Genomic DNA, 19,476 nt, shown 5'->3' with positions numbered 1-19,476 from the left:
TTCACGCCGCCAATCACGTTGCCACTAGCCGCCACGGTGCTGTCTTCGGTGATGCTGTTGGCATCATCAGCCGCAGTCGGCGCATCGTCGACGATCTTGATATTCAAATCACTGCTTTTACTATCGCCATCCCTGTCGGTGACAGTGAGGGTAAAGCGGTCCTGGGTCTCGTCGTCCGATACGTTCGGGGCAGTGGTCAGGGTGTAGTCGTAATCAATGGTGATGGTGTTGTCACCTGCCTGGCTGTAACCGTTCAGCACCAGTTCACCATATTCGGTGGTGATGGTCTGAGTGACCGTGCCCAGCCCTTTCACCTCGGTCCCGCTCAAACTCAGTGTCTGGGCTTCGCCGTTCACATCGGTGTAGGCAATGGTGATTGCACCGGTGTCGGCCAGCCCGTTCAGCGCCGTGAAGATGAAACCGGCATCCACCCGAGTGTCGGCCTCGTTTGGGGCCGAGCCAGTAGTCAGCCCGCTCTCGAATACTACTTGATCGGAAACATTGCCATCCGGCGTGGTGGCTTCGGTGTTGCTCGGTGCCACCACGGAAACACCATGGTCGTCACCGTCAAAGGTCCGGCCAGGTCTCCCCCCCTCGGGGGTATCCAAGAGATGGCTTCGCTCATACCCATAGTCAAAGGCCAGCGGCTTGAGCGGCAGCTCGATACGCTCCACACGAACGAAACTAAACCCTGCATCAGTAAACAGTGAGACAGCAGAGCTGTGGGTATTCTGTATCTCCACTAACGGCTGTGGAGTCAGCGGCGAAGCGTCATGCTCCTCGGTATCGCCGTGGTCCCCGTGGTCGTCGACTGCCTCGGCATCAACTCGAGAGGCGTCGGCTAGACTCGCCAGCAGCTCACTCAGCGCCACCTGGGTGCCCCCCGGCACCTGCAGGTTGACGCCGTTCTGCCCTGCCAGCTCCAGTGTGGTGCCGGAGGCTGTTACGATGACGTCCCCAACCTCAACGGTATCGCCTTCCTGAAGTGCGCGAAGCTTGCCATCACCATCCCGCACCCACGCTTCACCGGAAAGTGTTACGACCGTCATCGTCTGCATAACGCTACCTACCCTGATTATTTCTTAATACTTTGCGTTATACATTGTATCCAGTCGGTACACCACTACCACCAGGACCAACCACCAACACACGTTTGAATTATTGATACAGAACAGTGTTCTACAAACATGTCATTTAGCGTGTTGACTCCTCCAGATCGCCCTGGCGGTAGCCGATCAGGTAGAGCACGGCATCGAGGCCCAGGGTCGAGAGCGAGTGCCTTGCCCGGGCACGCACCAGCGGCTTGGCGCGAAAGGCGATGCCGAGTCCCGCGGCGGCCAGCATCTTGAGATCGTTGGCGCCATCGCCCACGGCGATGGTCTGCTCCATGGCCAGCCCCTCACGGGTGGCGATATCGCGCAGCAGCTCCGCCTTGCGATCGGCGTCGAGGATCGGCTCACGCACCTCGCCGGTCACCTTGCCGTTTTCGATCACCAGCTCGTTGGCATGGATCTCATCGAAGCCGAGCCGCTGCTGCAGATGACGGGCAAAGTAGGTGAAGCCGCCAGAGAGAATGGCGGTGCGATAGCCCAGACGCTTGAGCTGGGTCATCAGGCGCTCGACGCCATCCATCAGCGGCAGCTCCTCGGCGATCTCGGCCAGCACCGCCTCGTCGAGCCCCTTGAGCTTGGCCATGCGTTCGCGAAAGCTCTGCTGGAAGTCGAGCTCGCCGCGCATGGCACGCTCGGTGACCTCGGCTACCTCGTCGTAGACCCCGTGACGGCGTGCCAGCTCGTCGATCACCTCGGCCTGGATCAGGGTGGAGTCCATGTCGAAGCAGACCAGCCGACGATGGCGACGCCAGATGGAGTCCTCCTGGATGGCGATATCGACCCCATGCATGGCGCCCAGCGCCAGTGCCTTCTCGCGCAGCGCATCGAGGTCGACCTCGTCGCCACGCAGCCAGCACTCCACGCAGGCGCCCTGGATGCTGTCGTGCTCCTGGGGCACGCCGCCATCCAGTGGCTCGCGACCGGAGAGGCGATGGATCAGCTCCACCGTCAGTCCATGCTCGGCAGTCAGCGAGCCGACCTCGGCCAGGATGCCCGCGGGCAGGTGCGGCGCCAGCAGGGTAAGGATCAGCCGAGGTCGGCTGGCCTGGCTGCTCCAGCGCTGGTAATCCTCGGCGCTGACCTGGATCGCCTGAACGTCGAGGCCCAGCTCGTCACCCGCTGCCGACAGCGCGGCCTCGAGGTCGCTGTCGCGGTCCAGGCCCACCAGGGCCTCCAGCGACAGCATGCCGAAGGTCACGCTCTGGTTGATATCCAGCAGCCGCGCGCCACTTGCCGCCAGTGCCTTGCCCAGTCCGGCCAGCTGACCCGGCCGTGCCACGCCGGTGGCGCGGATCAAGATTCGTCTTGTCATGGTTGCCTCAGATGCTCTCTCGTGTCCGCGGCTGATCCGGCGACAGGCCTTCGAGCGGGGCCGGCCCTCCGGAGGCGCTGTGAACCCATCCCTGGGCGCTACCGACGCCATCCCTGGCGTAGGACCTCCTCTACGGCCTATCCCCGGCGCCGCGGCACCGTCTTGTCAGGTGTCGCCCTTCAACACTTCCAACCTATCAACCTTCTGCAACCCACGCGGCAACTTGCTGCCGCGCCGGCCGCGCTCGCCAAGATAATAGGCCAGATCGTTGGCCTTGAGCGTCAGATGGCGCTTGCCGGCATGCACCACCAGGCTGGCATCGGCCGGCAATACCACCAGGTCGCGGACGAACTCCTCGCGACGCGCGGCTCGCGGGCCGGGGATATCGATCATCTTGTTGCCCTTGCCCTTGGCCATTTCGGGAAGTTCACTCAGGGGGAAGAGCAGCAGGCGCCCCTCGTTGGAGACCGCCGCGACCAGCGTCCCCTCTCCCTCGGGTACCGCCACCGGGGGCAGCACATTGCAGCCCTTGGGCACGGTGAGCACCGACTTACCCGACTTGTTCTTGCCCACCAGCTCCTCGAGACGGGCGACGAAACCGTAGCCGCCATCGGAGGCGAGCAGATAGCGGGTCGCCGGTGGCGCCAGCATCACCCCGGCGATATGGGCGCCGGCCACCACATTGACGCGACTGGTCACCGGTTCGCCCTGCCCTCTCGCGCTGGGCAGGTTATGTGCCTGGAGGGTGTAGGCGCGGCCGGTATCGTCGAGCAGCACCAGCGGCTGGTTGGTCTTGCCACGGGCGGCGAGATGGAAGCGGTCGCCGGCCTTGAAGGAGAGCCCCGAGGGGTCGATCTCGTGGCCCTTGGCGCTGCGAATCCAGCCCTTCTCGGAGAGCACCACGGTCACCGGGTCGGCCCCCACCAGCTCGACCTCGGAGAGCGCTCGGGCCTCCTCGCGCTCGACGATAGGCGAGCGGCGCTCGTCACCGTGGGCCTCGGCGGCGGCACGCAATTCTTCTTCGATCAGGTCGGTCAGCTTGGCCTCGTTGCCCAGCAGCTCCTGCAGATGGGCACGCTCGGCCTCGAGCTCCGACTGCTCGCCGCGGATCTTCATCTCCTCAAGCTTGGCCAGGTGGCGCAGGCGCAGCTCAAGGATCGCCTCGGCCTGACGATCGCTGAGGCCAAAGGCCTCCATCAGGGCGGGCTTTGGCTCATCCTCCTCGCGGATGATGCGGATTACCTCGTCGATATTGAGGTAGGCAATCAGCAGGCCTTCGAGCAGGTGCAGGCGGTCCTCGACCTTGCCCAGGCGGTGCTCCAGGCGCCGGCGCACCGTGGAGCGCCGGAAGCGCAGCCATTCGCCGAGCATGTCGGGTAGCGGCATCACCCGTGGCCGGCCGTCAAGGCCGATCACGTTCATATTGATGCGGATATTCTTCTCGAGGTCGGTGGTGGCGAACAGGTGCGCCATCAGCGACTCGATATCGACACGATTGGAGCGCGGCTCGATCACCAGCCGGGTCGGCTCCTCGTGGGTCGACTCGTCACGCAGGTCGGCCACCATGGGCAGCTTCTTGGCCTGCATCTGGGCGGCGATCTGCTCGAGTACCTTGGCGCCACTGACCTGATAGGGCAGCGCGGTGATCACCACGCTCCCCTCCTCCCGCACATAGCGAGCGCGCAGTTTCACCGAGCCGCGGCCGTTCTCGTAGACCTTGCGCAGGTCGGCACGCGAGGTGATGATCTCCGCCGCGGTGGGGAAGTCCGGCGCCGGCAGGTGCTGGACCAGATCCGTGGTGGTCGCCTCGGGATGACGCAGCAGGTGACAGGTGGCCTCGACCACCTCGTTCACGTTGTGCGGGGGAATATCCGTCGCCATGCCGACGGCGATGCCGGTGCCGCCATTGAGCAGCACATGAGGCAGCCGGGCCGGCAGCACCACGGGTTCGTTCATGGTGCCGTCGAAGTTGGGAGTCCAGTCCACGGTGCCCTGGCCCAGCTCGGCGAGCAGCACCTCGGCGAACTTCGACAGCCGCGCCTCGGTATAGCGCATGGCCGCGAACGACTTGGGGTCATCGGGGCTGCCCCAGTTGCCCTGGCCATCCACCAGCGGGTAGCGATAGCTGAACGGCTGGGCCATCAGCACCATCGCCTCGTAGCAGGCGCTGTCGCCGTGAGGGTGGAACTTGCCCAGCACATCGCCGACGGTACGCGCCGACTTCTTGTACTTGGCGCTGGCGTTGAGGGCCAGCTCGCGCATGGCGTAGATGATGCGGCGCTGCACCGGCTTCATGCCGTCGCCTATATGCGGCAGCGCCCGGTCGAGAATGACGTACATCGAGTAGTCGAGATACGCCTTCTCGGTATATTCGCGCAGTGAAAGGCGCTCGACGTCGCCCTCCGCCACCTGGATATCCATGGTCATAGCACGTTGACCTTATTCGCGATCGTGGAATCGTTTGGGGATCGTCCCACTGAAAACTCATCGGAGTCCGCGGCTTACAATCGCGGCTTACCCGGTGACAGCCCTAGGCGGAGGCGCTGTGAACCCATCCCTGGGCGCTACCGATGCCATCCCTGGCATAGGACCTCCGCCGCGGGCTGCCACCGGCGCCGCTCGCCTCGGCATTTCTTCCAGCTTCAAGCTTATGGCTTACAGCTCCCGGCGAAGCCGGGTCAGACCTCGATATCCGCCAGGTTGCCGTAGTCCTCGAGCCAGCTCTTGCGGTCGGCGGCCCGCTTCTTGGCCAGCAGCATGTCCATCATCTCCATGGTGCCGTCGTCGGCCTCGCGGGTGAGCTGGACCAGACGGCGTGTCTCGGTGGCCATGGTGGTCTCACGCAGCTGCAGCGGGCTCATCTCGCCCAGGCCCTTGAAGCGCTGGACGTTCACGGTGCCGCGCTTGCCCTCCAGCTTGCGCAGGATCGCCGCCTTCTCACTCTCGTCCAGGGCGTAGAAGACCTCCTTGCCCAGGTCGATGCGGTAGAGCGGCGGCATGGCCACAAACACGTGACCGGCGTCGACCAGTGCCGGGAAGTGACGCACGAACAGCGCACACAGCAGGGTCGCGATATGCAGCCCGTCGGAGTCGGCGTCGGCAAGAATGCAGATCTTGTTGTAGCGCAGCTTGGAGAGGTTGTCGCTGCCGGGGTCCATGCCCACGGCCACGGCGATATCGTGGACCTCCTGGGAGCCGTAGATCTCGTGGGACTCCACCTCCCAGGTGTTGAGTATCTTGCCGCGCAGCGGCAGGATCGCCTGGGTCTCGCGGTCGCGCGCCTGCTTGGCGCTGCCGCCGGCGGAGTCCCCCTCCACCAGAAACAGCTCGCTGGCGGCCGGGTCCTGACCGGAGCAGTCGGCCAGCTTGCCGGGCAGCGCCGGCCCCGAGGTGACCTTCTTGCGCGCCACCTTCTTCGAGCTCTTCTGGCGGCGCTGGGCGGCGCTGATCACAAGCTCCGCCAGGGCCTCGGCCTGGTCGACATGCTGGTTGAGCCACAGCGAGAAGGCGTCCTTGACCACGCCGGAAACGAAGCCCGCCACGGTGCGCGAGGAGAGCCTCTCCTTGGTCTGACCGGCGAACTGCGGGTCGAGCATCTTCACCGAGAGCACATAGCTGACCCGCTCCCAGAGGTCCTCGGCGCTAAGCTTCACCCCCCGCGGCAGCAGGCTTCGGTATTCGCAGAACTCCCGCAGCGCCTCGAGCAGGCCGGCGCGCAGCCCGTTGACGTGGGTGCCGCCCTGGGGCGTGGGGATCAGGTTGACGTAGCTCTCCAGCAACGGCTCGCCCCCTTCGGGAAGCCACTGGATCGCCCAGTCCACGCCCTGCTCGTCATCGGCAAAATGGCCGATAAAGGGCGAGTCGGGCAGCACCTCGTAACCGTCGGTCGCCTGGGCCAGGTAGTCGCGCAGGCCATCCGCGTACTGCCACTCGCTCTCGGTGCCATCGGGCTCCACCAGGGTCACCTTGAGTCCCGGGCAGAGCACCGCCTTGGCACGCAGCAGGTGCTTGAGCCGCCCGATGGCCAGGCGAGGGCTATCGAAGTAGCTGGTCTCGGGCCAGAAACGCAGCACCGTGCCGGTATTGCGCTTGCCCACGCTGCCGATCACCGCAAGCCCGGAGACCGGCTCGCCGTGTTCGAAGGCGATGGCGTGACGGCTGCCATCGCGCAACACCTCCACCTCCAGGCGCCGGGAGAGGGCGTTGACCACCGACACCCCGACCCCATGCAGGCCGCCGGAGAACTGGTAGCTGGCGTTGGAGAACTTGCCCCCGGCATGCAGCCGGGTCAGGATCAACTCCACCCCGGAGACACCGTGCTCGGGGTGAATATCGATGGGCATGCCGCGGCCGTCATCGGAGACCTCGATGCCACCATCCTCGAACAGGCGCACGGCGACGCGGCTGGCGTGGCCGGCCAGCGCCTCATCGACGCTGTTGTCGACCACCTCCTGGATCAGGTGATTGGGGCGGCTGGTATCGGTGTACATGCCCGGGCGCTTGCGCACCGGCTCCAGGCCGGAAAGCACCTCGATCGAGCTGGCACTGTATTGCGTCATGAGTCGTCCGGTTCCTTAGTGTTGGCTGGCCTGCCACTTGGGCGGCAGGGCATGACCGCCATGCGCCAGCACCGCCGGCAGGTGTCGTGCGAGTACCATGAAGGCATGATCGGCTCCGGGGTGCAGCAGCATGCTTGCGCCACGATAGAGCGCGCAGGCATGGGCCGGATCGAGCACCTCATCGGCGGTTCCCAGCAGCAGCAGATAGCGCTCGGGGCTAACCGCCTCAGGCGTCAGCGCCGCCAGCTCGACCAGGTGTCGCTCGCCGATCGTGAACCGCTCGCCGGTATGGTCGTTGACGAACCGCTCGCCCACCCACTCCGCCACCAGATCCGCCGGGCGCACCGCCGGGTTGATCAGCACCCCGGCAAGCGCGAAACGCTCGGCCAGGCAGGTCGCCAGAAAGCCCCCCATGGAGCTTCCCGCCACCATTGGGCGCTCGCCCAGCTCGGACAGATGCGACTCCGCCAGTGCCAGCGCCTCACTCGGCTGGTGTGGCAGCTGGGGCGTGATGCAGGGCACTCCCACGGCCTCGCAGGCGCGCCGCATCAACACGCCCTTGGGCGAGGCGGCCCCGCTGTTGAAGCCGTGAAGATAGAGCACCCCGGTCGCAGGCGCTGGCTGCCTCGAGCCGCTCAGCATACCGCAACACCTGTATAGGTAGCCAGCTTCATAAGGACTCCTCTGCCGCCCAGGCCGCCTCGATCAGGGCTCGCGTGGAGGCATCCATGGTCGCGAGCCCCTGGTGGCTCTCGAGGATGCGCTGGGTCTCGCCGGCGATCCTCTTGCCCAGTTCGACCCCCCACTGGTCGAAGGGGTTGATCCCCCAGATCGTAGCCTGAACGAATACCTTGTGCTCATACAGGGCGATCAGTGCCCCCAGGGTGGAAGGCGTCAGCTCATCGAGCAGCAGGGTGCTGGAGGGCTGGTTGCCGCGGTAGCGCTTGTGGCCGGGGCGCGGGCCGTCATCGTCGATGGCATCATCCCCCAGCATCAGCACCCGGGACTGGGCAAAGCAGTTGGCCAGGGTCAGGCGGTGCTGCCCCTTGAGGTGGGCCCGGGTCGCGGCATCCTCGACCCTATCGTAGCGCCGTAGCGGCGCGATGAAATCGCACTCCACCGCCTGGGTGCCCTGGTGAAGCAACTGATAGAAGGCGTGCTGGGCGTTGGGGCCGAGCTGGCCCCACAGCACCGGGCAGGTGGCATAGCCGACCTCGCGCCCTTCATGGGTCACCGACTTGCCGTTGGACTCCATCTCCAGCTGCTCGAGATAGGCGGCGAAGTACTCCAGGCGTCCATCGTAGGGCAGGATGGAGTGGGCGCGAATATCCAGGAAGTTGACGTTCCAGATCCCCGCCAGGGCCAGCAGCACCGGCAGGTTGTCCGCCATCGGGGTCTCGCGGAAGTGGCGGTCCATGGCGTGGGCGCCGGTCAGCAATGCCCGGAAGTGCGACATGCCGGTCACCAGGGCGATGGGCAGGCCGATGGCACCCCAGAGCGAATAGCGCCCCCCTACCCACTCCCAGAACTCCAGCTGGTGTGCCGGGGCGATGCCCCACTCGTTCATCTTCTCGGTGCTGGCCGAAACGCCGATAAAGTGCTGGCGCATGATCAGCGCGGTATCGACGCCATCGCCTCCCGCCAGGCGGGCCATCAGCCAGTCTCGCGCGGTGTTGGCATTGGAGAGCGTGTCGATGGTGGTGAAGGACTTCGATGACAGCACGAACAGCGTGGTCTCGGGGTTCAGGCGCAGCAGGTAGTCGGCCAGCTGGGAGCCATCCATGGTCGAGGCGAAGTGCACCTCGATGGTGTGCACGTCATCGGGGCGATAGTCGGTCAGGGCATGGGTCACCATCAGCGGGCCGAGGTCCGAGCCACCGACCCCCAGATTGACCACATCCCGGATCGGCTTGCCGGTGGCGCCTCGCCACTGACCGGCATGAAACAGCGCCACCATCTCCGTCATGCGTTCCAGTGTGCGGTGGACCGCAGGCACCAGGTCCTCCCCCTCCACCACCAGCGACGCCTCGGCGGGCAGCCGCAGCGCCGTGTGCAGGGCCGGGCGGTCCTCGCTGACGTTGACTCGCTCGCCGGCGAGCAGGCGTTCGATCGCCCCGGGTACCCCGGCCTGCTCGGCCAGGGCCAGCAGGTGCGTCAGGGTCTCGGCGGACCAGCGCTGCTTGGAGAGGTCCAGGGTCAGGCCCGCGGCATGGCGGGTAAAGCAGGCCTGACGATCCGGCTCCGCGGCAAACAGCTCACGCAGGTGGCGTTGGCTCAATTCAGCGGCATGCGCCTCGAGCTCACGCCAGGCGGCGCTCTCGTTGATCATCCTTTCTCCTCCTTGAAAGCGACGGGTGCGAGGGCGAGGCGGCACGCGTAGAATGGCGCTCGTTTCCGTCTATCTGGCCCGATCATGAGTGACGCATCTTACCGTGACGCGATCTTTTCGACACCCCTCGACCGGGTGGCCCGCTTCTCATTCGACGAGCGAGTCGTCGCCTGCTTTCCCGACATGATTCGACGCTCGGTGCCGGGCTACGGACAGATACTCGGCATGCTGGGGCTGATCGCCCAGCGCCACCTGCGCCATGGTGCCCGGGTCTATGATCTGGGCTGCTCGCTGGGTGCCGGGGGCCTGGCCCTGGCCGGCCAACTCGCCCCGGACGCCTTCCGCTACACCGGCGTCGACCTCTCGCCGGCCATGGTCTCCCGCGCCCGGGAGACGCTGGCCGCCGAGTGCCCCGACCACGCCATGGAGGTGATCGAGGGCGATATCCGTCAGCTGGAGTATCAGCCGGCGGGCATGATCGTGCTCAACTTCACGTTGCAGTTCCTGCCTCCGAAGGACCGCGAGGCCGTGGTGGAGCGCCTGTTTGCCGCCCTGGAGCCCGGCGGTGTGCTGGTGCTCTCGGAGAAGATACGCGCCGAGGACGAGCAGGAGAACGCCTGGCTGGTAGAGCGCTATCACGACTTCAAGCGCGCCAACGGCTACAGCGATCTGGAGATCAGCCAGAAGCGCACGGCGCTGGAGAACGTGCTGGTACCCGACACCCTGGCCGAGCACCATGCTCGTCTCGACCAGGCCGGCTTCTCGCGTACCCACACCTGGTTCCAGCTGCTCAACTTTGCCTCCCTGATCGCCTTCAAACATGAGGCTTCCAGGGGGGGCGCCACGCCGACGCCAGACGAGGTCTGAACCATGCCGATCGCCGCCGAACACCGCGAGCTCTATCAGGCCTTTATCGACCAGGGGCTCGACATTTGGCTGGCGCGCCTGCCGGAACAGCTCGCCCGCGGCCTCGACCGCAAGCGCTTCGGTGACCTGCCCGCCTGGGAGAAGGCGGTGGCCAAGCTGCCGGCGCTGCCCGACGAGCGCCATGTACAGTTGAATGCCGATACGGTCAGCGTCGACCTCGCGCTCGACGAGAGTCGCCGTCGCCAGTGCGAGAACCTGCTAAGAAAACTCGCCCCCTGGCGCAAGGGGCCCTTCTCACTGGGCGGGATTCATATCGATACCGAGTGGCGCTCCGACTGGAAGTGGCAGCGCGTCGTTCCACACCTGGCACCGCTCGCCGGCCGGCGTATCCTCGATGTGGGCGGCGGCAGCGGCTACCACGGCTGGCGAATGGCCGGCGCCGGGGCCGCCTTCGTGCTGGTGATCGACCCCTCGCCGCGTTTCTTCTGGCAGTTCCGGGCGGTACGCCACTTCGTCGGCGATGCCGATGGCCTGCGCACCCACTTCCTGCCGGTGGGCATCGAGGAGGTGCCCGAGAATCTCGGCTTCTTCGATACGGTGTTCTCCATGGGCGTGCTCTACCACCGCCCCTCTCCGCTGGAGCATCTGCAGCAGCTCAAGGAGGCGCTCCGGCCCGGTGGCGAGTTGGTGCTGGAGACGCTGGTGGTCGAGGGAGATGCCACCACGGTGCTGCTCCCCGGCGAGCGCTACGCCGCCATGCCCAATGTCTACTTCCTGCCCTCTTCCGCTGCCCTCTGCCACTGGCTCGAGCGCTGCGGTTTCGAGAACGTGCGCGTGGTGGACGAGGCGGTGACCACCACCGACGAGCAGCGCGCCACCGACTGGATGACCTTCCAGTCGCTGGGGGACTTTCTCGACCCGGACGATCCGAGCCGCACCCGAGAGGGCTATCCGGCACCGCGCCGTGCGGTGGTCATCGCCAACCGGACGAGGTGAATCTTCGCTGTCGCTGGCGCGGTTTTCTGTGCCTCGACCCTGACGCTCCCACCCGGAGCCGCGAGGGCTATCCGGCACCGCACCGTGCGGTGGTCATCGCCAACCGGGTGGGTTGATCTGCCCCGCCGCCACAAGCCGCTCGACGACACGCCCCGCCATGCCGGCACAGCGCGCGCCATCGAAGGGAAAGACTTCGCCGAAGCCTCCCTTCATCTTCGCCTCCAGGCGGGCACGCAACTTGCGACGCGCCCGAAACAGCCGCGTCTTGATGGTTGCGGGATTGATGCCCAGGTCCCGGGCGATGGCGAAGACCCCCATGCCCTCGACCTCGTGCATCAAGAAAGGCAACCGGAACTCCGGCGCCAGCTCGTCGAGGGCTTCCTCCAGCAGGGCTCGAAACTCCCGGCGACCGAGCCCCGCCTCGAGGGCCTCGGGGCCGATACCGGGAAAGACCACCACGGTGTCATCGGTATCGCCTTCATCCACGGTGTCGTACTCCTCCAGCGGACGCCGACGACGCCACTGCATCCTGGCCTGGTTGATCACGATGCGGGTCAGCCAGGTGGAGAAGCGCGCCGTGCCACGGAAGGTATCGAGCCGCGTGAAGGCCGCCACGTAGGCCTCCTGCACCGCCTCCTCCGCGGCGGCATCGCTGTCCAGCAGGCCACGCGCGACACGAAACAGCCGCGGATTGAAGCGTCGCACCAACTCGCGCACCGCCGCCTCGTCGCCATGCCGTGCCCGGGCAACCAGTTCGCTCTCTGCCTCACCGGCTAGCGCCGGCACCAACCGCTCGGGCGACTCAAGACCGCGCAAACGATATGTCATGCAGCCTCCTCCGGCATCACCTGGCCGTGGGCAAGAATCTGCTCCACCGACGGCAGCGCCGCCAGTGCGGTGGCGGCGGCGTGAACCGTCGCGACGACCGCCCCCTGCCACCCCGGCGTCTCCGGGGTGCCCACCACGATGCGACCCACCATGCCCGCCCGCTCATGGGGCAGGCAGTAGTAGTCATAGACCCCCGGGGCATCCAGCACCACCTCGAAGGTGTCACCGGGCAGCAGAAACCCGCTGTGAAACGGGACGGCCGCATCGGGAATCCGTTGGGTTCGCTCGAAGTTCGCCGGATGATAGCTCGTGGCCGTATGGCTGTTGCCGGGGTCTCGATTGACGAAGCACACGCGCGTCGATGGCGCCACCGCGATCCCCAGTGGCGTGAACCATACCCGCTCGCCGCGTGCCGTGCCGAGCATGGCGATCTCGACCTCATGCTCCGGCTCGGCGATGGCCAGGGGCAGCGCGGCCAGAGCGGCGATGCCGCCGCTCATGACCAGGAACCGGCGTCGAGTCAGGCTCATGGGGTCAGCCTCGCCTTCGCCTCGCTGTCGTGGAACAGCACGACATGGGCATGGGGCTCATCCACGCCGGGATGGCCGGCGTTATAGTAGATATCCACCGAGTCGACAGGGTGCAGGCCCACTGCCATATCATTGAAGGCCGCTCCCTCCTCAAGTGCGGCCAGCGGCGTCATGTAGACGGTGGCCGACAGCTGCCCCTCGCGATCATAGGCCAGGAACGGGCCGGCCGGCAGGGTATCGGGGTCGACGAAGAGCGTACCGAGCCCGGGGATAAACTCCGGCAGCGGCAGCGCATCACTCACCTTTACATAGGGTGATGCCGGCGGCGCCTGCCGCAGCGCTTCCTCGTCATGGGCCATGGCCTGTGACGAGATACCGCCCAGCAGCCCGGCCACTCCCAGTCCGATTGTCAGCGTCTTGATGCTATTCATGGTGACTCCCCTCCAGCGGGTTGATGATGCGCGCCAGCGGCGCATCTACCCGTTGGTTGCAGCAGCCACACGCTGGGTTCCCGCCTTCGCACGCCATGCGTTCCGCAGGCGTCCAGGCCTTCAGCGTCTGAGGATCACCAGCCAGCGCCCCAGATTGAGAATGCTCGACAGCGACGCCGCCACATAGGTGAAGGCGCAGGCGGTCAGCACATGGCGGGCACCGGCCATGTCGCCGGGCGGGATGTACTCCTTGAGCAGCGGCAAGGCACGCTGGAAGCTGGCATCGAACTCCACCGGCAGGGTCACCAGATGTACCAGCGCGGCGGTGCCGAAGCTGATCACCGCCGCCACCACCACGATGGCAAGCCCACCGGGGAGACGGGTCAGCACGAACAGGAAGGGGGCGGCCATCATCAGCAGGGCGCCGAGCTTCTCGGCCTTCTGGGCCACCGCCACCAGCCGCGAGCGCGCCAGCAGCGGGGCATAGCCCTGGTGATGCTGGATGGCATGTCCCACCTCGTGGGCCGCTACGATGACGGCGGTAAGGGAGCGCCCCCGGTACACCGCGGGGGAGAGCCGCACGCAGCGCGATTCGGGGTCGTAGTGATCGCCCCGCTCGGTCACCTCTACCCGAACGCCCTCGATGCCGAGGCGGCGCAGCAGATGCTCGGCCAGTTCCGCCCCGCTGCCGGGGTAGTCGTCGCGCCCCCGTGCATGACGCTTGAGCACCCACTGGGCCCAGGCATTGGGCAGCAGGAAGATAGCCAACAGCAGAACGATCACCAAGACGATCATCACGGGCACCCGAGCAAACTGGCGATAGGGACCTTGAGGGTATCAGGAGACGCGACTCGCCAGGAGGCTGATCACGCCGGGTCGTTTTTACTAGCGGCGATATCCCGACGCACGGCCTCCACGCCATGGGAGGAGATATAGCCATTGGCATACGCATGCTCCGCCATCAGGTTGCTGTCGGGGGCCAGCACCAACTCACATGATGTATGGCGAATCTGGTCGCGAAGCCGCTGAATGGCGCGTTCACGATCCGGTTTGTCGTCCACCCGCCGAATATAGATCGCCTTGATGCGATCGGGGTTCGCCTCGACGATCTGGGTATAGATCTCGGGATCATGCTGGCCACTGTCACCGATCAGGATGCAGGGCATCTCGTCGAACAGGGCCAGCATGCGCGCGATCAGGTCGCGCTTGTGATCCTCGGCACGCCGTGGCCAGGGGTGGCGAAGGGAGATGCCCCACTCGCGCATGAACAGGATGGGTCCCACGGGAATATGGTTGAGCTGAAAAAAGGTCTCCAGGACCTCGTAGATCGCCCAGGGGCCGCGGGATACATAGATGATCGGGCGCTGGGCATGCCCCTCTGCGCCACGATGCAGCGCCTGGTAGAGCGAGGCGGCACCGGAAAAGGCGGTGCGTCGATGGGGCTTTTCGACGAACAGCCGATACAGCATGCGCAGCTTGTCGGCGACGCCCGTGTACATGACCGTGTCATCGATATCGCTGATCACCATCAGATCCGTTTCGGGCAGCGCCACGAAGACATCGACGCTCGCCTGAACGGGAGGCTGGCTGTTTGCCGTGACCACGAGATCCGCCCGGTGCCAGGCGACCTCCTCGGGCAACGGATAGGCGATGGCCAGCTGGGCATCGAAGTAGCCATCCCTATTCGTGGTGACGGCGACGCTATTGTCGCCGAGACGTATCTCCACGCGGGCGTCGGCGTACCCGCGACGAGCGATCCGCCGCACGACATCGGCGGTGTCACGCAGCATGCCGCGGCGCGGGATCATCCGCCCGAGGCGCGCCTGGCGGAACACCCGGCCCATCAGAAAGACCCGCGTGCGGGAGCCGTATCCTCGATATGGCTGGACCATCATGCCGCCACGACCATGATCGTGCTTCATGGGGCTGGCGACGGTACGCACCAGCCGCTTGATGAAGTCCAGAACGGGGCGAACGGTCGCGATAGGGGATTTCATGCTGCGCAGCCTCTCCTTGTGCCATCCCGACTGGCCGCGCCGCCTACTCTCCTCTGGTCCCTCGGCTTATGGCTCTCGGCGGAGCAGCTCGCGCAGGTCCCTGGCCTCCCAGTGGGGGAAGTAGCGGCGCACCAGGGCGTTGAGTTCGAGCTCGAAACCGGCCCAGTCGATATCACCGGGAGCGGCACCCTCGCTTGCGTGGATGCGGCGTACCATCCCGGCCCCCACGGTGACATTGGTCAGACGGTCGATGACGATAAAGCTGCCGGTACCGGGGCTAAACGCATAGTCATCCACCGGCACCTCTCCCGTCAATGTCACCCGGCAGCGGGCGATGGCGTTGAGCTCGAGGCGCTCGGCGGGGTGACGCTCCAGGGTATTGACGTCCACCTGATGATCGATGGCACTCACCTGCCCCGCCACCGAACGGCCGGCCAGACGAATATCGACCTGGCGGCCAGGCTCGAGGGGCTGCTCATGCATCCATACGATATCCGCCTCGAAGACATTCGTGAGCGCCACCTCGGCATCCTCGGCGACGATCCAGTCACCCCGGGAGATATCCAGCTCATCGGCAAGGGTCACGGTGATCGCCTGGCCGGGGAAGGCCTCCTCGAGATCGCCGTCCCAGGTCACGATGCGCTCGACCGTTGAACTCACCCCCGAGGGCAGCACCTTGATCGCCTGGCCGGGGCGCAGCAGACCCGCCTCCAGGGTGCCGGCATAGCCGCGAAAATCGAGATTGGGGCGGTTGACGATCTGCACCGGCAGGCGCAGGTCGGAGAGATTGCGATCGCGGCTGACCTCTACCGTCTCGAGCAGCTCCAGCAGCGTCGGCCCCGGCTCTCCCTCCACCCTGTACCAGGGCATGGCGGCGCTGGGATTGACCACATTATCGCCCTTGAGCGCCGAAATCGGCACGAAGCGGATATCCGGGGCATTGAGCTTCTCGGCGATCGTCAGATACTCGGCGACGATCTCCTCGAAGCGCTCACGGGAGTAATCCACCAGGTCGAGCTTGTTGACCGCCACCACCAGGTGCTGGATGCCCAGCAGGTCGGCGATGAAGCTGTGCCGCCGGGTCTGGGTCTGCACCCCGTGACGCGCATCGATCAGGATGATCGCCAGGCTCGCATTGGAGGCCCCGGTGGCCATGTTGCGCGTGTACTGCTCGTGCCCCGGGGTATCGGCGATGATGAACTTGCGACGATCCGTGGAGAAGAAGCGGTAGGCCACATCGATGGTGATGCCCTGCTCGCGCTCCGACTGCAGGCCATCGACCAGCAGCGCCAGATCCACCTCCTCGCCGGTGGTGCCGCTCTTCTTTGAGGCCTGGGTGATCGCCGCCAGCTGGTCGTCGAAGATCATCTTGGAGTCATGCAGCAGCCGACCGATCAGGGTCGACTTGCCGTCGTCGACGCTGCCGCAGGTGATGAAGCGCAGCAGGTCCTTGTTCTCATGCTCGTTCAGATACTGCTCGATATTGTCGGCGATCAGGGTCGATTGGTGTGACATCAGAAATAGCCCTCGCGCTTCTTCTTCTCCATTGAGCCCGCCTGGTCGTGGTCGATGGCGCGACCGCTGCGTTCGCTGGTGCGGGTCAGCAGCATCTCCTGGATGATCTCGGGCAGTGTTGCCGCCTTCGACTCCACCGCCCCGGTGAGCGGATAGCAGCCCAGGGTGCGAAAGCGCACCCACTTCTCCTCGGGGACCTCGCCCTGGGCCAGCGGCAGGCGCTCGTCATCGACCATGATCTGCATGCCGTCACGCTCCACGACCGGGCGTGGCGCGGCGAAGTAGAGCGGCACGATGGGGATGCTCTCCAGGTAGATGTATTGCCAGATATCCAGCTCGGTCCAGTTCGAGAGCGGGAAGGCACGGATCGACTCGCCCTTGTTGACCCGGGCGTTGTAGAGGTTCCACAGCTCGGGGCGCTGATTCTTGGGGTCCCAGCGGTGGAAGCGGTCGCGGAAGGAGAACACCCGCTCCTTGGCGCGGCTCGCCTCCTCGTCCCGGCGTGCGCCACCGAAGGCGGCATCGAAGCCGTAGTGGTCCAGGGCCTGCTTGAGGGCCTGGGTCTTCATCACATCGGTATAGCCGCTGGAGCCGTGATCGAAGGGATTGATGCCGGCGGCACGCCCCTCCTCATTGGTGTGCACCAGCAGCTGCATGCCCGCCTGCTCGGCCATGCGATCGCGGAAGGCGATCATCTCACGGAACTTCCAGGTGGTGTCGACATGCAGCAGCGGAAAGGGCGGCGGCCCGGGGTAGAAGGCCTTGCGGGCCAGATGCAGCATCACCGCCGAATCCTTGCCGATGGAGTAGAGCATCACCGGGTTGGCGAACTCGGCCACCACCTCGCGGATGATATGGATCGACTCCGCCTCGAGCTGCTTGAGGTGGGTGAGCCGCCGTGGGTCGGGCACGGCAGTCGCCGCGGGCGCCTCCGTGCGCTTGGGGGCATGAAGCAGGGTCATGGCCGGTTACCTCGCATGACATGGCAAAGAAGACAGGGACGCTGTCGATTGTCGATGTCTAGCAGGGTAACGCCGGGCCAACAATAACCCAAAAGAATCAATAACTATCTTTTTATAACTCATATCGAGATATCGACCCGTTCGACCCGCGTCGTCAACCCCTCCTCTTCCAGATCGATGACGCGATACCCGGGGCGCGCGATCGGGTCGACGGCAAAGTGCTCGCTCCCCGGCAGAAAGGGGTCGATGGTGGAGGGGCAGCCGTAGACCGTGACCTCGCCCCCCTCCAGCGCATGGCGACCGACGAAGGCCTGGTGAATATGACCACAAAGAATCGCCTGGACATGCGAATGGGGAGCCAGGGTCTGCCAGAACGTCTCCCTGCGCCGCAGGCCGATGGCATCCAGCCAGGCGGACCCGACCAACAGGGGTGGGTGATGCATGGCGATCAGCACCGGTCGCGACGTGTCGGCGGCGAGGCGACGCTCCAGCGCCTGCAGAGCCCCCGCGTCGAGTTCGCCGTGGGGCTGGCCGGGTAGATGGGTGTCGAGCAGCAGGAGTCGCCACTGGCCGAGGGTCAGCTCGTCGTTCAGTGGCCGAGTCTCGGCCATGGGGGCGAGCACATCGTGATTGCCGGGCAGCCACTCCCAGGGCGCATCGAGGGTGTCCAGCGTGCGTCGTGCCAGCGCATAGGAGGCGGCGCTGTCATCGTTGCTGATGTCACCGGTGACCAGCACCAGGTCGGAGCGCTCATGGTTGACGGCCGCCACCACCGCCTCCAGCTGGCGCAGCGGCACCCCGCGCCGGCCGCGGGCCTCTGGGTCGGCGCATAGATGGCAGTCGCTGATCTGGACCAGGCGAGGCATGGCAGGCTCCGGGGTGTCAGCCGCTTAGCGCAGCGCTGGAACGTCGAGGGAGTGGCCGTGGGCAAGACCGTGCTCGAGCCACTCGCCGAGGAAGCGGTTGAGCTGCAGCTTCTCGTCCGGCTGGTGCATCTGGGCATTGGGATAGCGATAGCGGCCGTGGAAGTGGCGCTGGCGCTGGAAGTCGGTGACCTCGGCCATGCGCGCATCATGATAGAGATGCACACGCATGCGAGGCGTCTCGAGGTAGTCGTCGAGGATGCCGCGCTGGGTGACCCGCACGATGCTGGTATAGGGCGCGCGCTCCTGCAGCTTGAGACACAGTTGTCCCACACGATGGCCATGGCTCACCAGCTCCACCTCACGGCTCTCACCGGGCGCAAGCTCACCCATCAGGCGCAGCAGCCGCAGGTAGTTGGCGCTGCACTCGCCCTGCAGGCTCTTCAGATCTGTCACATAGGCGCTTCTCGTCGGCACGCTACCTCCTCGCTCGCAATGAGGCCCGTTCACCGGCCAGCCAGTGGAAGGCGATCAGGCACATGGCATTGTCGAGTCGTCCAGCCTGCAGGAGTTCCCAGGCCCGCGCAAACGACAGCACATGCACGCGAATATCCTCGTGCTCCTCGTCCAGGCCGTGCACCCCGCCGATGCCGCGGCTATCGACCAGGCCACAGAGCAGGGTAACCCGTTCGTTGCAGGCGCCGGGGCTGGGATAGTAGGTGTGCAGCTCGACCAGCTCACCCACCTCGCACCCCGCCTCCTCCTGGCATTCACGGCGCGCGACATCGGCAACACTCTCGCCCGGCTCCACCAGGCCCGCGACGACCTCGAGCTTCCAGGGAGACTCGGGATCATCGATGGCACCGGCACGGAACTGCTCCACCAGCACCACGGCATCGCGCTCGGGGTCGTAGAGCAGCACTCCCACGGCGTCGTGGCGCTGGTGCACCTCGCGCACCATGGGCTCGCTCCAGCCACCCTGGAACAGGCGGTGGCGCAGATGCAGCGACTCGAGGCGGAAGAAGCCCTGATGGAGGCAACGGCGCTCGGCAAGCTCCACATCGGCACGGGTGAAGGGGGCGGCAGCCAGATCCGGGATCTCGCGCGGGTCACGCATGGCGCTCTCCGGTCACAGGAAAGGCCCCATTATCGTGATCGACACCGGGGATGCCAAC

At 65.8% G+C, this 19,476-nt stretch carries 18 protein-coding genes; 2 read left to right on the top strand and 16 right to left on the bottom strand.

Annotated elements, in window-relative coordinates; genetic code table 11:
* The 6 genes from E0702_RS15070 to pgi all read right to left on the bottom strand — a co-directional run.
* Positions 1-1,058: hypothetical protein (locus tag E0702_RS15070; RefSeq protein WP_132045300.1), on the bottom strand; the 1,058-nt coding region annotated here is incomplete at its 3' end.
* A gap of 136 nt (positions 1,059-1,194) precedes the next feature.
* Positions 1,195-2,424, bottom strand: a complete 1,230-nt coding sequence (gene serB, locus E0702_RS15065) for a phosphoserine phosphatase SerB (RefSeq protein ID WP_132045298.1) — start codon at positions 2,422-2,424, stop codon at positions 1,195-1,197.
* 165 nt (positions 2,425-2,589) lie between these two features.
* Positions 2,590-4,851, bottom strand: coding sequence for a DNA topoisomerase IV subunit A (gene parC, locus E0702_RS15060; RefSeq protein WP_132045296.1), 2,262 nt, complete (start codon positions 4,849-4,851; stop codon positions 2,590-2,592).
* 251 nt (positions 4,852-5,102) lie between these two features.
* Positions 5,103-6,983: a DNA topoisomerase IV subunit B gene (gene parE / locus E0702_RS15055; RefSeq protein WP_132045294.1), complete on the bottom strand. Its 1,881-nt coding sequence runs from the start codon at positions 6,981-6,983 to the stop codon at positions 5,103-5,105.
* A 15-nt stretch (positions 6,984-6,998) separates the two neighbouring features.
* Complete coding sequence (locus E0702_RS15050; protein WP_132045292.1) at positions 6,999-7,625, bottom strand: YqiA/YcfP family alpha/beta fold hydrolase; 627 nt, start codon at positions 7,623-7,625, stop codon at positions 6,999-7,001.
* A gap of 28 nt (positions 7,626-7,653) precedes the next feature.
* Entirely contained in the window at positions 7,654-9,312 is a 1,659-nt protein-coding gene (pgi, locus tag E0702_RS15045; protein WP_132045290.1) for a glucose-6-phosphate isomerase, read from the bottom strand.
* Between the two features lie 84 nt (positions 9,313-9,396).
* On the opposite strand from pgi, the gene cmoA reads away from it, so the two are divergent.
* Both cmoA and cmoB read left to right on the top strand, forming a co-directional pair.
* Positions 9,397-10,179, top strand: coding sequence for a carboxy-S-adenosyl-L-methionine synthase CmoA (cmoA, locus tag E0702_RS15040; RefSeq protein ID WP_132045288.1), 783 nt, complete (start codon positions 9,397-9,399; stop codon positions 10,177-10,179).
* A 3-nt stretch (positions 10,180-10,182) separates the two neighbouring features.
* Positions 10,183-11,175, top strand: a complete 993-nt coding sequence (cmoB, locus tag E0702_RS15035; protein ID WP_132045286.1) for a tRNA 5-methoxyuridine(34)/uridine 5-oxyacetic acid(34) synthase CmoB — start codon at positions 10,183-10,185, stop codon at positions 11,173-11,175.
* Positions 11,176-11,268: 93 nt separating this feature from the next.
* Here the strand turns inward: cmoB and E0702_RS15030 are convergent, their stop codons facing one another.
* From E0702_RS15030 to E0702_RS14985, 10 genes are all read right to left on the bottom strand, one after another.
* Positions 11,269-12,003, bottom strand: a complete 735-nt coding sequence (locus E0702_RS15030) for an RNA polymerase sigma factor (RefSeq protein ID WP_132045284.1) — start codon at positions 12,001-12,003, stop codon at positions 11,269-11,271.
* A complete protein-coding gene (locus E0702_RS15025; protein ID WP_205741940.1) occupies positions 12,000-12,533 on the bottom strand; it encodes a plastocyanin/azurin family copper-binding protein in 534 nt (177 codons plus the stop codon). The genes E0702_RS15030 and E0702_RS15025 overlap by 4 nt, the downstream gene beginning before the upstream one ends.
* Positions 12,530-12,964, bottom strand: a complete 435-nt coding sequence (locus tag E0702_RS15020) for a hypothetical protein (protein ID WP_132045282.1) — start codon at positions 12,962-12,964, stop codon at positions 12,530-12,532. The genes E0702_RS15025 and E0702_RS15020 overlap by 4 nt, the downstream gene beginning before the upstream one ends.
* A 120-nt stretch (positions 12,965-13,084) precedes the next feature.
* Complete coding sequence (locus E0702_RS15015; protein WP_132045280.1) at positions 13,085-13,759, bottom strand: zinc metallopeptidase; 675 nt, start codon at positions 13,757-13,759, stop codon at positions 13,085-13,087.
* A 71-nt stretch (positions 13,760-13,830) separates the two neighbouring features.
* The gene (locus tag E0702_RS15010) at positions 13,831-14,961 is read right to left on the bottom strand and encodes an App1 family protein (protein ID WP_240721778.1); all 1,131 of its coding nucleotides are present in this window, start codon (positions 14,959-14,961) and stop codon (positions 13,831-13,833) included.
* A 66-nt stretch (positions 14,962-15,027) separates the two neighbouring features.
* Positions 15,028-16,476, bottom strand: a complete 1,449-nt coding sequence (gene cysN, locus E0702_RS15005) for a sulfate adenylyltransferase subunit CysN (RefSeq protein WP_132045278.1) — start codon at positions 16,474-16,476, stop codon at positions 15,028-15,030.
* A complete protein-coding gene (cysD, locus tag E0702_RS15000; RefSeq protein WP_165927540.1) occupies positions 16,476-17,438 on the bottom strand; it encodes a sulfate adenylyltransferase subunit CysD in 963 nt (320 codons plus the stop codon). Before cysD ends, cysN begins: the two co-directional genes overlap by 1 nt.
* A gap of 119 nt (positions 17,439-17,557) precedes the next feature.
* Positions 17,558-18,304, bottom strand: coding sequence for a metallophosphoesterase (locus E0702_RS14995; protein ID WP_132045276.1), 747 nt, complete (start codon positions 18,302-18,304; stop codon positions 17,558-17,560).
* Between the two features lie 24 nt (positions 18,305-18,328).
* Positions 18,329-18,778, bottom strand: a complete 450-nt coding sequence (locus E0702_RS14990) for a DUF1249 domain-containing protein (protein ID WP_132045274.1) — start codon at positions 18,776-18,778, stop codon at positions 18,329-18,331.
* 1 nt (position 18,779) lies between these two features.
* Complete coding sequence (locus tag E0702_RS14985) at positions 18,780-19,418, bottom strand: NUDIX domain-containing protein (protein WP_132045272.1); 639 nt, start codon at positions 19,416-19,418, stop codon at positions 18,780-18,782.
* Positions 19,419-19,476 lie beyond the last annotated feature (58 nt).

The organism is Halomonas marinisediminis (assembly GCF_004347715.1).
Taxonomy (GTDB): Bacteria; Pseudomonadota; Gammaproteobacteria; order Pseudomonadales; family Halomonadaceae; genus Halomonas; species Halomonas icarae.
This window is presented reverse-complemented; position numbering and strand designations above follow the sequence as displayed.

Coding starts and splice junctions, on each gene's coding strand:
- serB (WP_132045298.1), bottom strand. CDS start 2,424: ATGACAAGACGAATCTTGATCCGCGCCACCGGCGTGGCACGGCCGGGT.
- parC (WP_132045296.1), bottom strand. CDS start 4,851: ATGACCATGGATATCCAGGTGGCGGAGGGCGACGTCGAGCGCCTTTCA.
- parE (WP_132045294.1), bottom strand. CDS start 6,983: ATGACGCAATACAGTGCCAGCTCGATCGAGGTGCTTTCCGGCCTGGAG.
- E0702_RS15050 (WP_132045292.1), bottom strand. CDS start 7,625: ATGCTGAGCGGCTCGAGGCAGCCAGCGCCTGCGACCGGGGTGCTCTAT.
- pgi (WP_132045290.1), bottom strand. CDS start 9,312: ATGATCAACGAGAGCGCCGCCTGGCGTGAGCTCGAGGCGCATGCCGCT.
- cmoA (WP_132045288.1), top strand. CDS start 9,397: ATGAGTGACGCATCTTACCGTGACGCGATCTTTTCGACACCCCTCGAC.
- cmoB (WP_132045286.1), top strand. CDS start 10,183: ATGCCGATCGCCGCCGAACACCGCGAGCTCTATCAGGCCTTTATCGAC.
- E0702_RS15030 (WP_132045284.1), bottom strand. CDS start 12,003: ATGACATATCGTTTGCGCGGTCTTGAGTCGCCCGAGCGGTTGGTGCCG.
- E0702_RS15025 (WP_205741940.1), bottom strand. CDS start 12,533: ATGAGCCTGACTCGACGCCGGTTCCTGGTCATGAGCGGCGGCATCGCC.
- E0702_RS15020 (WP_132045282.1), bottom strand. CDS start 12,964: ATGAATAGCATCAAGACGCTGACAATCGGACTGGGAGTGGCCGGGCTG.
- E0702_RS15015 (WP_132045280.1), bottom strand. CDS start 13,759: ATGATCGTCTTGGTGATCGTTCTGCTGTTGGCTATCTTCCTGCTGCCC.
- E0702_RS15010 (WP_240721778.1), bottom strand. CDS start 14,961: ATGAAATCCCCTATCGCGACCGTTCGCCCCGTTCTGGACTTCATCAAG.
- cysN (WP_132045278.1), bottom strand. CDS start 16,476: ATGTCACACCAATCGACCCTGATCGCCGACAATATCGAGCAGTATCTG.
- cysD (WP_165927540.1), bottom strand. CDS start 17,438: ATGACCCTGCTTCATGCCCCCAAGCGCACGGAGGCGCCCGCGGCGACT.
- E0702_RS14995 (WP_132045276.1), bottom strand. CDS start 18,304: ATGCCTCGCCTGGTCCAGATCAGCGACTGCCATCTATGCGCCGACCCA.
- E0702_RS14985 (WP_132045272.1), bottom strand. CDS start 19,418: ATGCGTGACCCGCGCGAGATCCCGGATCTGGCTGCCGCCCCCTTCACC.